The sequence below is a fragment of the Lentibacter algarum genome (genome assembly GCF_040580765.1).
GTDB lineage: Bacteria > Pseudomonadota > Alphaproteobacteria > Rhodobacterales > Rhodobacteraceae > Lentibacter > Lentibacter algarum.
Window position 1 is genome coordinate 479,020 of sequence record NZ_CP158687.1, and the last position, 14,519, is coordinate 493,538.

The 14,519-nt window shown below is 54.6% G+C and carries 10 protein-coding genes; 9 read left to right on the top strand and 1 reads right to left on the bottom strand.

The genetic code is table 11. From position 1 onward, the window contains the following. Positions 1 to 5: 5 nt before the first annotated feature. Positions 6 to 1,280, bottom strand: a complete 1,275-nt coding sequence (locus DSM117340_RS02395) for an aminotransferase class III-fold pyridoxal phosphate-dependent enzyme (protein WP_089887560.1) — start codon at positions 1,278 to 1,280, stop codon at positions 6 to 8. Between the two features lie 150 nt (positions 1,281 to 1,430). Between DSM117340_RS02395 and DSM117340_RS02400 the strand changes: the two genes are divergently transcribed. The 9 genes from DSM117340_RS02400 to rpoC all read left to right on the top strand — a co-directional run bounded on the left by DSM117340_RS02400 (position 1,431) and on the right by rpoC (position 14,498). Beyond that, the gene (locus DSM117340_RS02400; RefSeq protein WP_089887561.1) at positions 1,431 to 2,228 is read left to right on the top strand and encodes a hypothetical protein; all 798 of its coding nucleotides are present in this window, start codon (positions 1,431 to 1,433) and stop codon (positions 2,226 to 2,228) included. 73 nt (positions 2,229 to 2,301) lie between these two features. Continuing rightward, entirely contained in the window at positions 2,302 to 2,499 is a 198-nt protein-coding gene (gene secE, locus DSM117340_RS02405; RefSeq protein ID WP_089887563.1) for a preprotein translocase subunit SecE, read from the top strand. Positions 2,500 to 2,707: 208 nt separating this feature from the next. Further along, a complete protein-coding gene (gene nusG, locus DSM117340_RS02410) occupies positions 2,708 to 3,241 on the top strand; it encodes a transcription termination/antitermination protein NusG (protein WP_089887565.1) in 534 nt (177 codons plus the stop codon). 131 nt (positions 3,242 to 3,372) lie between these two features. Beyond that, positions 3,373 to 3,798, top strand: a complete 426-nt coding sequence (gene rplK, locus DSM117340_RS02415) for a 50S ribosomal protein L11 (protein ID WP_089887567.1) — start codon at positions 3,373 to 3,375, stop codon at positions 3,796 to 3,798. 1 nt (position 3,799) lies between these two features. Then, on the top strand, positions 3,800 to 4,498 hold the full coding sequence (gene rplA / locus DSM117340_RS02420) for a 50S ribosomal protein L1 (protein WP_089887568.1): 699 nt from the start codon (positions 3,800 to 3,802) through the stop codon (positions 4,496 to 4,498). 353 nt (positions 4,499 to 4,851) lie between these two features. Continuing rightward, positions 4,852 to 5,364, top strand: coding sequence for a 50S ribosomal protein L10 (rplJ, locus tag DSM117340_RS02425; RefSeq protein ID WP_089887570.1), 513 nt, complete (start codon positions 4,852 to 4,854; stop codon positions 5,362 to 5,364). 71 nt (positions 5,365 to 5,435) lie between these two features. Next, a complete protein-coding gene (gene rplL / locus DSM117340_RS02430; protein ID WP_089887572.1) occupies positions 5,436 to 5,813 on the top strand; it encodes a 50S ribosomal protein L7/L12 in 378 nt (125 codons plus the stop codon). A 243-nt stretch (positions 5,814 to 6,056) separates the two neighbouring features. Beyond that, positions 6,057 to 10,193 (top strand): DNA-directed RNA polymerase subunit beta, encoded by a 4,137-nt coding sequence (gene rpoB / locus DSM117340_RS02435; RefSeq protein WP_089887573.1) that lies wholly within the window; start codon positions 6,057 to 6,059, stop codon positions 10,191 to 10,193. Between the two features lie 54 nt (positions 10,194 to 10,247). Further along, positions 10,248 to 14,498 carry a DNA-directed RNA polymerase subunit beta' gene (rpoC, locus tag DSM117340_RS02440; RefSeq protein ID WP_089887575.1) on the top strand — a complete coding sequence of 1,417 codons (4,251 nt, stop codon included), beginning with the start codon at positions 10,248 to 10,250 and terminating at the stop codon, positions 14,496 to 14,498. The last annotated feature ends 21 nt before the right edge of the window (positions 14,499 to 14,519 follow it).

Below are 14,519 nucleotides of genomic sequence, written 5' to 3' on the forward strand. Positions count from 1 at the left end.
CCTGCTTAAGAGGGCGCAAGCTGCGTCAAAACTTCGTCGAGCGTGTCAAACAGCATCTCGGCGTGCTCTTGGGCAAATGGCATGGGTGGACGGATCTTCAGGGTGTTCTTTGCGCGCCCTAAGCTGGACATGAGGAAGCCACGTTGCCGCATCGTGTTGAACACTTTGGTCGTGAGGGCCGTGGCGGGCTCTTTTGTACTTCGGTCTGTGACCAGCTCGGCTCCAAAGAGCATGCCTTCGCCACGAATGTCGCCGATGGCTTCATGTTTTTGATGGAGCGCGCTGAGCCTTTCTTGCGCGTAAGCACCGACGCGCGCGGCGTGGTCGGGGAGGGCTTTCTCCTCCAGCTCGTCCAGCACTGCGAGCGCGGCGGCGCAGGAGACGGGATTGCCACCGAATGTATTGAAATAGCGAAACGCCTCGCGAAAGCGCGCCATGATTTCGGGGCGCGTGACAACGCCGCCAACGGGGTGACCATTGGCCATGGGTTTGCCGAGTGTGACGATATCGGGGGTGATCCCCTGACGTTCAAAGCCCCAGAAATGCGAGCCGATCCGCCCGAAACCGGGCTGGACCTCATCGGCAATGAGCAGACCACCCGCTGCGCGCACGATCCGCGCAGCTTCATCGAGCCAGCCCTTGGGCAGGTCTGGGAACCCCTCGTTGACGAAATAGGGGCAAATGACGAGCGCGGCAAAGCCATGGCCCGAGGCGTTCAGATCGTCGATGGCCGTTTGGAGGCTGGCGGCGAAAGCGGCGCCATCGGGGTCGGGACTGCGGTAGCTGTCGGGGGCGGGAATATGTCGGATGTAGCCGCCAAGACCGAAGCCAACTTCGGGGATATTGCTGCGGGACAGCTGGCTCACCAGCGCTGTGTTACCGTGGTAGGTGGCGTCTGTCGCGATGATGCCGCGTTTGCCTGTCATGCCTTCGGCCATGCGCATGGCTACGTCATTGGCCTCCGAGCCTGTGCAAGTGAGCAGGAGGGTCGAAAGGCTCTCGGGCATTTTGGCAGTGAGGCGCTCGGCGTAGTCGAGGATACCGTCGTGCAAGTAACGCGTGTGAGTGTTGAGTGTGGCGGCTTGTTTGCAGATCGCATCGACAACACGAGGGTTGCAATGGCCGACGTGTGGGACGTTGTTGTAGCAGTCTAGATAGCGTTTGCCGTCTGCATCCCAAAGCCAGACGTCTTCACCGCGGACGATATGCACGGGCTCTTCGTAAAACAGCGACACATTGGGGCCCAAGAGGGCGCGGCGTCGGGCGAGCATATCGGCCATAGGGGTCTCCTTTGGGGCAATGATATTGCAGGAAGTTCACATGTGAAAGACATATGATGCACAGTTTCCGCGAGTTTGACATATTTTGGCCGTTTTGGGGCCTGTATCGCAGGGTAGGACACTCTCTGTAAAATAAGTGGAAACACGGGCATGACACTTGGGAAACACCAAGATGAGGCGATCAGTGCCCCCGATTCCGCAAAGGATGATGATACGCTCGACATTGTGCGGCTCCTGATTGAGACGGAGACGCGCCATGCAAAAGCGCATCCAGCGCGGCGCGGTGAGGCACATGGCGAAGGGCGTGACGACGCGGGTGCAAGCTCGGCGGCGGCTCGTATTGCGCCGCGTCGTGTGACGTTGCGCGGCCAGCCCAAAGATGTGAGGGGGCGCCCCGTGGAGGCCTCTGATGAGGCTCTCTATCGCGCTGAAGATTTGCGGCCAAGCCGATTTGGCCTGAAGTGGCCGCGCTTGAGCGCGCTCAAGCGGATCGGCGGCATGAGGGCACGGTCGCGGCAGCACGCGGGCACATCAAAAATCGAAAAGGACCAGATTTTGCGCTATTTGAAACTGATGGGGCTGACGGCTCTGGCCCTTGTGATCTTGCTCAAGCCTTGGCTCATTCCTTTGGTGCTGTTCATGCTGGTCTGGCTGGCCTTGATTGTGTTTTTGCTGCTTGGGTCGGCACGGATCAGCGAACTGTCGGAGGGGGCTTGGATTTGGTATCAAAGCAAGCGCCCTGATCGTGCTCAGAAAATTATCGAGCGCTTACAGCGTGCAGCGGACCGTGTGGATGGTCTTTTGGCGCGGCTGCCTGAGCGCTTTAGTGATGGCATTTACACGCCAGATCTGGGCCGTTCGGAGCGGGATATGGCCCTTGAAAACGTGGAGTTGCCACAAGATGATCCGTTTGAGCGCCTTGCTTTGCGGCGCTCTCCCGCCGAATAGGCGCAAATGTGCCTTGAATTTAGGGGGGCTTATGCGTAAGTGACCCCAAAGCAGTTAGAAAGACGATACGCCAATGGCCCGCACCAACCCGCTTCAGTTTATCCAGCAAACGCGCGCAGAAGTTTCAAAAATTGTATGGCCGACGCGCCGTGAAGTCATGCTGACGACTGTTATGGTCTTTATCATGGCGACGCTGACAGCGATCTTTTTTGCACTTGTGGATGTTTTGATCCGCAACGGCTTGCAGACTATTCTCAACGTCTTCGGCTAAAACTGTCGGTAAAAGACATGTAGCGGCCTCGCAATTTGCGGGGCTGTTTTGTTTTGGGCTTGAGGGCTTGAAACCGAGGGCTATGCGATGTAACTCCCCATCAAATCCCGACATGGTGAGCGACGATTCGAGTTGCTCGCCGATTTTTGCTGTCGGGAGATCGGAATAAGGCCTGCGCAGGTGGGCACAGTAAGGAACGGGCACAGCAATGGCGAAACGTTGGTATTCGGTAAGTGTTCTCTCGAACTTCGAGAAGAAGATTGCGGAACAAATCAGGCAGCAGGCTGAAGAGCAGGGGCTGGAGGATGCCATTGACGAAGTGCTTGTGCCGACTGAAGAAGTGATTGAAATCCGCCGTGGTAAAAAAGTGACCGCAGAGCGCCGCTTTATGCCTGGCTATGTGCTTGTGCATATGGAAATGAGCGACCGTAGCTATCACCTGATCAATTCGATCAACCGCGTCACTGGCTTCTTGGGCCCGCAAGGCCGCCCGATGCCGATGCGTGATGCTGAAGTGAACCAGATCCTGAACCGCGTTCAGGAAGGCGAAGATGCACCGAAGCTGATGATCAGCTTTGATGTGGGTGAGAAGGTCAAGGTCAACGAAGGGCCGTTTGAAGACTTTGACGGCATGGTGGAAGAAGTCGACGACGACAACCAGCGCCTGAAAGTCACTGTGTCTATCTTCGGGCGTGAGACGCCTGTGGAACTCGAATTTACGCAGGTTACCAAGCAAGGGTAACGGCGAATAGATCGTCGGGGTAACCCGATGTATGAGCGTGGGAGGCGAGGCGGCCGCGGCTGTCAGACCGAACCACACAACAAGTAGCCCTGAGGAACGCGTTCCGAGGGGGTTGGAAAAGGAGAAGGCCAATGGCCAAGAAGCTCGCAGGCAAGATGAAGCTGCAAGTGCCCGCAGGACAAGCAAACCCGAGCCCACCCGTTGGGCCGGCGCTGGGTCAGCGCGGCATCAATATCATGGAATTCTGTAAAGCGTTTAACGCGAAAACACAGGATATGGAGCCAGGTGCGCCTTGCCCGACCGTGATCACATACTACCAAGACAAGTCCTTCACGATGGACATCAAGACGCCTCCAGCGTCTTACTACCTGCGCAAAGCAGCTGGCCTTAAGTCAGGTGCGAAGCTTCCAGGCCGTGAGACTGTTGGCTCGGTCTCTGCAAAGCAGCTGCGTGAAATCGCAGAAGCCAAGTGGAAAGACCTGAACGCAAACGACGTCGAAGCCGCGATGAAAATCATCATGGGCTCTGCACGTTCTATGGGCATCGAGGTGAAGTAAGATGGCTAAACTTGGAAAACGGACAACTGCTGCACGGGAAGCCTTTGTTGGCAAAGAAAACCTGACAGTGGAAGAAGCGGTAAGCCTGATCAAGGCAAACGCAAACGCCAAATTCGACGAAACGCTCGAGATCGCTCTGAACCTCGGTGTTGATCCTCGTCACGCGGACCAAATGGTTCGTGGTGTTGTGGGTCTTCCTAACGGCACAGGCAAAGACGTTCGTGTTGCTGTTTTTGCGCGCGGCCCGAAGGCTGACGAAGCAAAAGCCGCTGGTGCGGATATTGTTGGTGCGGAGGATCTCATGGAGATCGTTCAAGGCGGCAAAATCGAATTTGACCGTTGCATTGCAACACCTGACATGATGCCAGTCGTTGGCCGTTTGGGTAAAGTTCTTGGTCCACGCAACCTGATGCCAAACCCAAAAGTGGGTACGGTTACTATGGATGTTGCTGAAGCTGTAAAAGCGGCCAAAGGCGGCGAAGTGCAGTTCAAAGTCGAAAAAGCCGGTGTTGTACACGCGGGTATCGGCAAGATCTCTTTTGACGATGCCAAGCTTGCTGAAAACATTCGTGCCTTTGTTGGCGCGGTTGCAAAAGCAAAGCCAGCGGGTTCAAAAGGCTCGTACATGAAGAAAGTCTCACTGAGCTCAACAATGGGCCCAGGCGTGAGCGTCGACGTGGACAGCGCAATCAGCAAATAAGCTGAGCGTTAAAGACATTTGGAAAAGAGCGCCTTTCGGGGCGCTCTTTTTTTGTGTTGAGAGACGGTGTGAAAAAAGCCCGACAGCGCTTGCACTCAGGGTTAATCAGGCTTAGGAACGGCCTCGTAGATCAGCGTGCGATTCGTCGTGCGCTGTTTTGCATTCGTCCAAGACGGTGGGTGAAAGGCGCTTTGGCTTTTCTTAATGTCCTGCCTGAGACGGGAAAAACCGAATTATTTGAGGTGAATTCCTCGGGTGGTTTTGGCATTGCCCCGTAATCGGACATGAGTGCTGGCCCCACTTTGGGCTGGCGAACTGAGCCGGGGGGCAACCCCCAAAATTGGAGTGAAACTGTGGATAGAGCCCAGAAAGAGAAAGTGGTCGAGGAACTCGGCCAGATCTTTGAAAGCTCTGGCGTTGTTGTGGTTGCACACTACGCTGGCCTTACAGTTGCTGAGATGCAGGATCTACGTGCTCGCGCAAGCGAAGCAGGTGGGGCCGTACGCGTCGCCAAGAACAGGCTCGCCAAAATTGCCCTAGAAGGAAAGTCCATCGAACAGATGGGTGACCTCCTGACAGGCATGACCGTTCTGACCTATTCTGAGGACCCCGTGGCTGCGGCCAAGGTTGCCGAAGATTTCGCCAAGGGTAACGACAAGTTCGAAATCCTCGGCGGTGCGATGAGCGGTGATATTCTGGACCGTGCTGGTGTTACAGCTGTGTCGAAACTGCCTTCACGTGACGAGCTTCTTGCTACGATCGCGGGCATGATCGGCGCGCCTGCAAGCAACATCGCCGGTGCAATTGGCGCACCTGCTTCAAATATCGCTTCCATCCTTTCGACTATCGAAGAGAAGGCGGCGTAAGCAACCTATCGGCTGGCGTGGGGCAAGACCTCATCGTTGGAACACAAATTTAGAAACGGAAAGCAAGTAAAATGGCTGATCTGAAAAAACTCGCGGAAGAAATCGTCGCATTGACGCTTTTGGAAGCACAAGAACTGAAAACGATCCTTAAAGACGAATACGGCATCGAGCCTGCAGCCGGTGGCGCAGTCATGATGGCGGGCCCTGCCGATGCTGGCGGTGCAGCTGCTGAAGAGCAAACAGAATTCAACGTAATTCTGATCTCTGCAGGCGCTTCAAAGATCAACGTGATCAAAGAAGTTCGCGGCATCACAGGCCTCGGTCTGAAAGAAGCCAAAGACCTCGTCGAAGCTGGTGGCAAAGCCGTCAAAGAAGGCGTCGACAAAGCCGAAGCAGAAGACATCAAAGCCAAGCTCGAAGCAGCTGGCGCGGAAGTCGAACTCAAGTAATCGGTTTTATGCAGGGCTTCGGTCTTGCGGAAAATCAGGCTGGGCGGGGAGAAATCCGTGCCCAGCCGAACCTGTCTTAGCAAGGGCCTCATAGAGAGGCGTTTTCTTAGGCGCGGTTCATAGTCGGGAGGCTCCAATGGGAATGGAGCCGGGAATTGACTGAAGCGTGTCGTCTCGTATGGAGGCAAGGCCGGGACCCGACGGTGCTTGCATTCGGTGAGAAATGAAAAGGTGAACTCGAGCATGGCGCAAACTTTCCTTGGCCAGAAACGTCTTCGTAAATATTTTGGTAAAATCCGTGAAGTTCTGGAGATGCCGAACCTTATTGAGGTTCAGAAATCTTCTTACGATCTTTTCCTGAATTCAGGTGATCAGCCTCAGCCGCTTGACGGCGAAGGCATCAAAGGTGTGTTCCAATCGGTCTTCCCGATCAAGGACTTCCACGAAACCTCTGTTCTTGAATTTGTCGATTATGAGCTCGAAGAGCCAAAATATGACGTCGAAGAATGCCAGCAGCGCGATATGACGTATAGCGCGCCTCTCAAGGTGAAGCTGCGTCTCATCGTGTTTGATATCGACGAAGATACAGGCGCGCGTTCGGTTAAGGACATCAAAGAGCAAGACGTGTTCATGGGCGATATGCCTTTGATGACGCCAAACGGCACATTTGTTGTCAACGGCACGGAGCGTGTGATCGTTTCCCAGATGCACCGTTCACCAGGTGTGTTCTTTGACCACGACAAAGGCAAAACGCATGCTTCGGGCAAGCTGCTGTTTGCTTGCCGCATTATCCCATATCGCGGTTCGTGGCTCGACTTTGAATTTGATGCCAAAGACATCGTCTTTGCGCGCATCGACCGTCGTCGTAAGCTTCCTGTCACCACGCTGCTTTATGCGCTTGGTCTTGATCAAGAAGGCATCATGGATGCTTACTATGAGACAGTCACATACAAGCTGAAGAAGAAAAAGGGCTGGGTCACCAAGTTCTTCCCCGATCGTGTGCGCGGCACACGTCCGACGTTTGATCTTGTGGACGCCAAAACAGGCGAAGTGATTGCCGAAGCTGGCAAGAAAATCACGCCACGGGCCGTTAAGCAGCTGATCGACGAAGGCAACGTAAGCGAGCTTCTGGTTCCGTTTGAGCAAATCGAAGGCAAGTTTGTTGCCAAAGATATCATCAACGAAGAAACCGGCGCGATCTATGTCGAGGCTGGCGACGAGTTGACATTTGAGCGCGACAAAGATGGCGAGATCATCGGCGGCGCGTTGAAAGAGCTCATGGATGCAGGCTTCACTGACATCCCAGTGCTCGACATCGACAACATCAATGTTGGCCCTTACATGCGCAACACGATGGCGGCAGATAAGAACATGAACCGCGAAACCGCGCTCATGGATATCTACCGTGTGATGCGCCCAGGCGAGCCACCCACCGTTGAAGCAGCGTCTAACCTGTTTGACACGCTGTTCTTTGATAGCGAGCGCTATGACCTCTCGGCCGTTGGTCGTGTTAAAATGAACATGCGTCTTGATCTGGATGCGCCTGACACGCTGCGCACCCTACGCCGCGAAGATATCGTATCCTGCATCAAAGCGCTGGTTATGCTGCGCGATGGCAAAGGCGATATCGACGACATCGACCACCTCGGCAACCGTCGTGTGCGTTCTGTCGGCGAGCTGATGGAAAATCAGTACCGTGTTGGCCTGCTTCGCATGGAGCGCGCGATCAAGGAGCGTATGTCTTCTGTCGAGATCGACACAGTGATGCCGCAAGACCTGATCAACGCCAAGCCAGCCGCGGCTGCTGTGCGTGAATTCTTCGGCTCAAGCCAGCTTTCGCAGTTTATGGACCAAACCAACCCGCTCTCAGAAGTGACGCACAAGCGCCGCCTCTCAGCGCTTGGGCCAGGTGGTCTGACGCGTGAACGTGCGGGCTTTGAAGTGCGCGACGTTCACCCAACGCACTACGGCCGTATGTGTCCGATTGAAACGCCAGAAGGCCCGAACATCGGCCTGATCAACTCACTCGCGACATTTGCGCGTGTGAACAAATACGGCTTTATCGAAACACCTTACCGCAAGGTTGTTGAAGGCAAAGTGACAGACGAAGTACAGTATATGTCTGCCACAGAAGAGATGCGCCACGTTGTGGCTCAGGCCAACGCCAACCTCGACGAAAACGGCAAGTTTGTGAACGATCTTGTGAGCACGCGTCAGTCGGGCGAGTATACACTCGCACCGAACGAGCACGTAGACCTCATCGACGTTTCGCCGAAGCAGCTCGTGTCCGTTGCGGCCTCACTCATCCCGTTCCTTGAAAACGATGACGCCAACCGCGCCTTGATGGGCTCGAACATGCAACGCCAAGCTGTGCCTCTTTTGCAAGCTGAAGCGCCGCTGATCGGCACAGGCATTGAAGGCAAGGTCGCGATTGACTCGGGCGCTGCCATTCAGGCCAAGCGTGCGGGCATCATCGACCAAGTGGATGCACAACGTATCGTTATCCGTGCGACCCATGACCTCGGTCTTGGGGATGCGGGTGTTGATATTTACCGTATGCGCAAATTCCAACGCTCCAACCAGAACACATGTATCAACCAGCGCCCCTTGGTGAAGGTTGGTGACACAGTTCAGAAGGGCGAGATTATTGCTGATGGTCCGTCAACGGATATTGGTGAACTCGCGCTTGGTAAAAACGTGATCGTCGCGTTTATGCCTTGGAACGGTTACAACTACGAAGATAGTATCCTGATCTCCGAGCGTATTTCACAAGATGACGTCTTCACGTCGATCCACATCGAAGAATTCGAAGTGGCGGCCCGTGATACGAAGCTCGGCCCAGAAGAAATCACACGCGATATTCCAAACGTTGGTGAAGAAGCGCTGCGCAACCTCGACGAGGCCGGCATCGTTTACATTGGTGCGGATGTTGAGCCAGGTGATATCCTTGTTGGCAAGATCACGCCAAAAGGCGAAAGCCCGATGACGCCAGAAGAAAAGCTTCTGCGCGCTATCTTTGGTGAAAAAGCGTCTGATGTGCGTGACACGTCTCTGCGCGTAAAGCCGGGCGACTTTGGTACGGTTGTGGAAGTGCGCGTCTTTAACCGCCATGGTGTGGAAAAAGACGAGCGTGCGCTTCAGATCGAGCGTGAAGAAGTTGAGCGTCTTGCACGCGACCGTGACGATGAGCTGGCGATCCTTGATCGCAACATCTACGCGCGTCTTGGTGATATGCTGCTTGGCAAAGAAGTGGCCAAAGGTCCGAAAGGCGTTAAAGCCGGCTCAAAAGTCGACGCTGAGATGCTTGAAACCTACCCACGTTCGGCTTGGTGGATGATCGCCCTTAAGGACGAGAAAAACGCCCAGATCGTTGAAGCTTTGAACGAGCAGTATGAGGCGCAGAAGCGTACTCTTGATGCGCGCTTTGAAGACAAAGTTGAAAAAGTACGTCGTGGTGACGACCTCCCACCCGGTGTGATGAAGATGGTTAAAGTCTTTGTTGCTGTGAAGCGTAAGCTTCAGCCAGGTGACAAAATGGCCGGTCGTCACGGGAACAAAGGTGTTATTTCCAAGGTTGTGCCTATGGAAGACATGCCGTTCCTTGCCGATGGTACGCCAGTCGACTTCTGTTTGAACCCTCTTGGTGTTCCTTCGCGTATGAACGTTGGTCAAATCCTTGAAACGCACATGGGCTGGGCTGCACGCGGCCTTGGCCTCAAGATTGACGATGCTCTTGGCGAATACCGCCGCTCTGGCGATCTGACACCTGTGCGGGACGCGATGAAGCATGCTTATGGTGACGACGTTTATGACGAAGGCATCGTGGGTATGGAAGAGGCGCAGCTCATTGAAGCGGCAGGCAATGTCACACGCGGTGTGCCTATTGCGACGCCTGTTTTTGATGGTGCAAAAGAAGCCGATGTGAACGATGCGCTGACACGCGCGGGCTTTGATACTTCGGGTCAGTCGATCTTGTTTGATGGTCGTACAGGCGAGCAGTTTGCCCGCCCTGTAACGGTCGGCATCAAGTATCTGCTGAAACTTCACCACCTTGTGGACGACAAAATCCACGCGCGCTCGACAGGCCCATACAGCCTTGTCACGCAGCAACCTCTGGGTGGTAAAGCTCAGTTCGGTGGCCAGCGCTTTGGTGAGATGGAAGTATGGGCGCTCGAAGCTTACGGCGCGGCCTATACCTTGCAAGAGATGCTGACAGTGAAGTCAGATGACGTTGCAGGCCGGACCAAAGTCTATGAGAGCATCGTGAAGGGTGAAGACAACTTTGAGGCCGGTGTGCCAGAGAGCTTCAACGTTCTCGTCAAAGAAGTCCGCGGCCTTGGCCTGAACATGGAACTCCTGGATGCGGAGGATGAGGAATAAGGGCTTCGGCCTTTCTTCCCTTCTCCCTTCCGCAACCAATTTGAGGACATCAAAATGAACCAGGAACTGACAAACAACCCGTTTAACCCACTTGCGCCCACGAAGGTTTTTGATGAGATCAAGGTCTCTCTTGCTTCACCAGAGCGTATTCTGTCGTGGTCCTTCGGGGAAATCAAAAAGCCCGAAACCATCAACTACCGTACGTTCAAGCCTGAGCGGGACGGCCTTTTCTGCGCGCGTATCTTCGGCCCGGTAAAGGACTACGAATGCCTTTGCGGCAAATATAAGCGCATGAAGTATCGCGGCGTTGTCTGCGAGAAATGCGGTGTTGAAGTTACGCTTCAAAAAGTACGCCGTGAGCGTATGGGCCACATCGAGCTGGCCTCACCTGTGGCACACATCTGGTTCCTGAAGTCGCTTCCATCGCGGATCGGCCTTATGCTGGATATGACACTGCGTGATCTTGAGCGCGTTCTTTACTTCGAAAACTATGTGGTTATCGAGCCAGGTCTTACAGACCTGACATACGGCCAGATGCTGACCGAAGAAGAGTTCATGGATGCGCAAGACCACTACGGTATGGACGCGTTTACGGCGAACATCGGTGCGGAAGCGATCCGTGAGATGCTGGCCCAGATCGACCTTGAGTCTGAAGCAGAAACTCTGCGTGCAGACCTTAAGGAAGCGACAGGCGAGCTGAAGCCGAAGAAAATCATCAAGCGTCTCAAAGTTGTTGAAAGCTTCCTTGAAAGTGGCAACCGCCCCGAGTGGATGGTTATGACGGTTATCCCTGTGATCCCGCCAGAGCTTCGCCCGCTGGTTCCTCTGGATGGTGGCCGCTTTGCGACATCAGATCTCAACGATCTTTATCGTCGTGTGATCAACCGGAACAACCGTCTCAAGCGCCTCATCGAACTGCGCGCGCCCGATATCATCGTGCGCAACGAAAAGCGGATGTTGCAGGAATCTGTCGATGCTCTGTTTGACAACGGTCGTCGTGGCCGCGTCATCACAGGCGCAAACAAGCGTCCGTTGAAATCGCTTTCAGACATGCTGAAGGGTAAGCAAGGCCGCTTCCGTCAGAACCTTTTGGGTAAACGCGTCGACTTCTCTGGCCGTTCAGTCATCGTGACTGGCCCAGAGCTTAAGCTTCACCAGTGTGGTCTTCCCAAGAAGATGGCGCTTGAGCTCTTCAAGCCGTTTATTTATAGCCGTTTGGAGGCCAAAGGCCTGTCAGCGACTGTGAAACAAGCCAAGAAGCTTGTTGAAAAAGAGCGTCCTGAAGTCTGGGATATCTTGGATGAAGTTATCCGCGAACACCCCGTCATGCTCAACCGCGCTCCGACGCTTCACCGCCTCGGCATCCAAGCGTTTGAACCTGTTTTGATCGAAGGCAAAGCCATTCAGCTTCACCCGCTGGTTTGCTCGGCCTTTAACGCCGACTTTGACGGTGACCAAATGGCTGTTCACGTACCGCTCTCGCTGGAAGCCCAGCTTGAAGCGCGTGTTCTGATGATGTCGACCAACAACGTTCTGTCGCCTGCAAACGGCGCGCCGATCATTGTTCCGTCACAGGATATGATTTTGGGTCTGTACTATACGACCATCGAGCGTGAAGGCATGGTTGGCGAAGGCATGGCTTTTGCATCGATTGAAGAAGTTCAGCATGCACTGGACTCTGGTGCTGTGCATTTGCACTCCAAGATCACCGCGCGGATCCCGCAGGTGGACGGCGAAGGCAACACTGTGATGCAGCGTTTCGAAACGACACCGGGCCGTGTGCGCCTTGGTGCGCTTCTGCCGCAAAACAACAAAGCGCCATTCGAGCTGGTCAACCGTTTGCTGCGCAAACGTGAAGTTCAGCAAGTGATTGACACGGTTTACCGTTACTGTGGTCAGAAAGAGTCTGTCATCTTCTGTGACCAGATCATGACCATGGGCTTCCGTGAAGCTTTCAAGGCGGGTATTTCGTTTGGTAAGGATGACATGGTCATTCCAGACACCAAATGGACGATCGTTGATGAGACACGCGACTTTGTGAAGGACTTTGAACAGCAGTATCTCGACGGCCTGATCACACAGGGCGAGAAATACAACAAAGTTGTTGATGCATGGTCAAAGTGTAACGACAAAGTCACCGAAGCCATGATGAACACCATCTCGGCGGACAAGCGCGATGAGAATGGCGCTGTTATGGAGCCAAACTCGGTTTACATGATGGCTCACTCTGGCGCGCGTGGCTCGGTTACTCAGATGAAACAGCTCGGCGGTATGCGTGGCCTGATGGCCAAGCCGAACGGCGACATCATCGAGACACCGATCATCTCGAACTTTAAAGAAGGTCTGAACGTTCTTGAGTACTTCAACTCTACTCACGGCGCGCGGAAAGGTCTTTCGGATACCGCTCTGAAAACAGCGAACTCCGGTTACCTCACACGTCGTCTTGTGGACGTTGCGCAAGACTGCATCGTGCGTGAGCACGACTGTGGAACAGAGCGCGCAATCACGGCAGAAGCAGCCGTGAATGACGGTGAAGTTGTGTCTTCACTGGCAGAGCGTCTCTTGGGCCGTGTTGCAGCAGACGACATCCTCAAGCCAGGCACAGATGAAGTTATCATCGCGCAGGGCACGATGATTGACGAGCGTATGGCCGATGCAATTGAGGAAGCGGGTGTTGTTAGCACGCGTATCCGCAGCCCGCTGACTTGCGAAGCTGAAGACGGCGTTTGTGCCATGTGCTACGGTCGTGACCTCGCGCGCGGTACGATGGTTAACCAAGGTGAGGCCGTCGGCATCATCGCGGCGCAGTCCATCGGCGAACCAGGTACACAGCTGACGATGCGGACATTCCACATCGGCGGCGTTGCACAGGGTGGTCAGCAGTCGTTCCTTGAGGCGAGCCAAGAAGGTAAAATTACCTTTGAAAACGCGTCTCTGCTTGAGAACGAAGCAGGCGAAGCACTTGTTGTTGGCCGTAACATGAAAATCGCGATCGTCGGTGACGATGGTGAGGAACGTGCGAGCCACAAGCTGAGCTACGGTACCAAGCTCTTTGTCAAAGAAGGCGGCAAAGTTCTGCGTGGCGACAAGCTCTTTGAGTGGGATCCCTACACGCTTCCGATCATCGCTGAGAAGTCGGGTACAGCCAAGTTTGTTGACCTCGTGAGCGGTATTGCCGTGCGCGACGAGACAGATGACGCGACCGGTATGACACAGAAGATCGTTATCGATTGGCGCGCTGCTCCGAAAGGCAACGAGCTCAAGCCAGAGATCATCTTGCAGGATAAAGACGGTGAGCCAGTGCGCAACGACGCGGGCAACCCAGTGACATATCCAATGTCTGTTGATGCTGTTCTTTCGATTGAAGAAGGCCAAGAGATCAAAGCGGGTGATGTTGTTGCGCGTATTCCACGCGAAGGCGCGAAAACGAAAGACATTACTGGTGGTCTGCCACGTGTTGCCGAGCTTTTCGAAGCCCGTCGTCCGAAAGACCACGCGATCATCGCAGAGATCGACGGTTATGTTCGTTATGGCCGCGACTATAAGAACAAGCGCCGCATCTCGATTGAGCCATCAGACGAGAGCATGGAAGCCGTTGAATATATGGTTCCGAAGGGCAAGCACATTCCAGTTATGGAAGGCGACTTTGTCCAGAAGGGCGATTACATCATGGACGGTAACCCTGCGCCGCATGACATCCTCTCCATCATGGGTGTCGAAGCGCTGGCGGACTACATGATCGACGAGGTGCAAGATGTTTACCGCCTGCAAGGCGTGAAGATCAACGATAAGCACATCGAAGTTATCGTGCGTCAGATGCTCCAGAAGTGGGAAATTCTCGACAGTGGCGACACCACGCTCCTCAAGGGCGAGAATGTCGACAAAGTCGAGTTTGACGAGGCCAATGCCAAGGCGGAAGCCCGTGGCGGACGCCCTGCACAAGGCGAGCCGATCCTTCTCGGGATCACCAAGGCGAGCTTGCAGACACGTTCCTTCATCTCGGCGGCATCGTTCCAAGAGACAACACGCGTTCTGACCGAAGCCTCTGTGCAAGGTAAGAAAGACAAGCTGGTTGGCCTCAAAGAAAACGTCATCGTAGGCCGTTTGATCCCTGCGGGGACAGGTGGTGCGACGAAGCAAATGCGCCGTGTGGCTCAGGACCGTGACAATGTTGTGCTTGAAGCGCGCCGCGAAGAAGCGGAAGCGGCAGCAGCTTTGGCGGCCCCTGTTCAGGACGATGTGTTCGCAGCAGCACCGCCCGCTGAGGACATCACAAGCGAGATCCCTGAGAGCCGCGAAGAATAAGCGCTTTCAAAGAGAGATTGG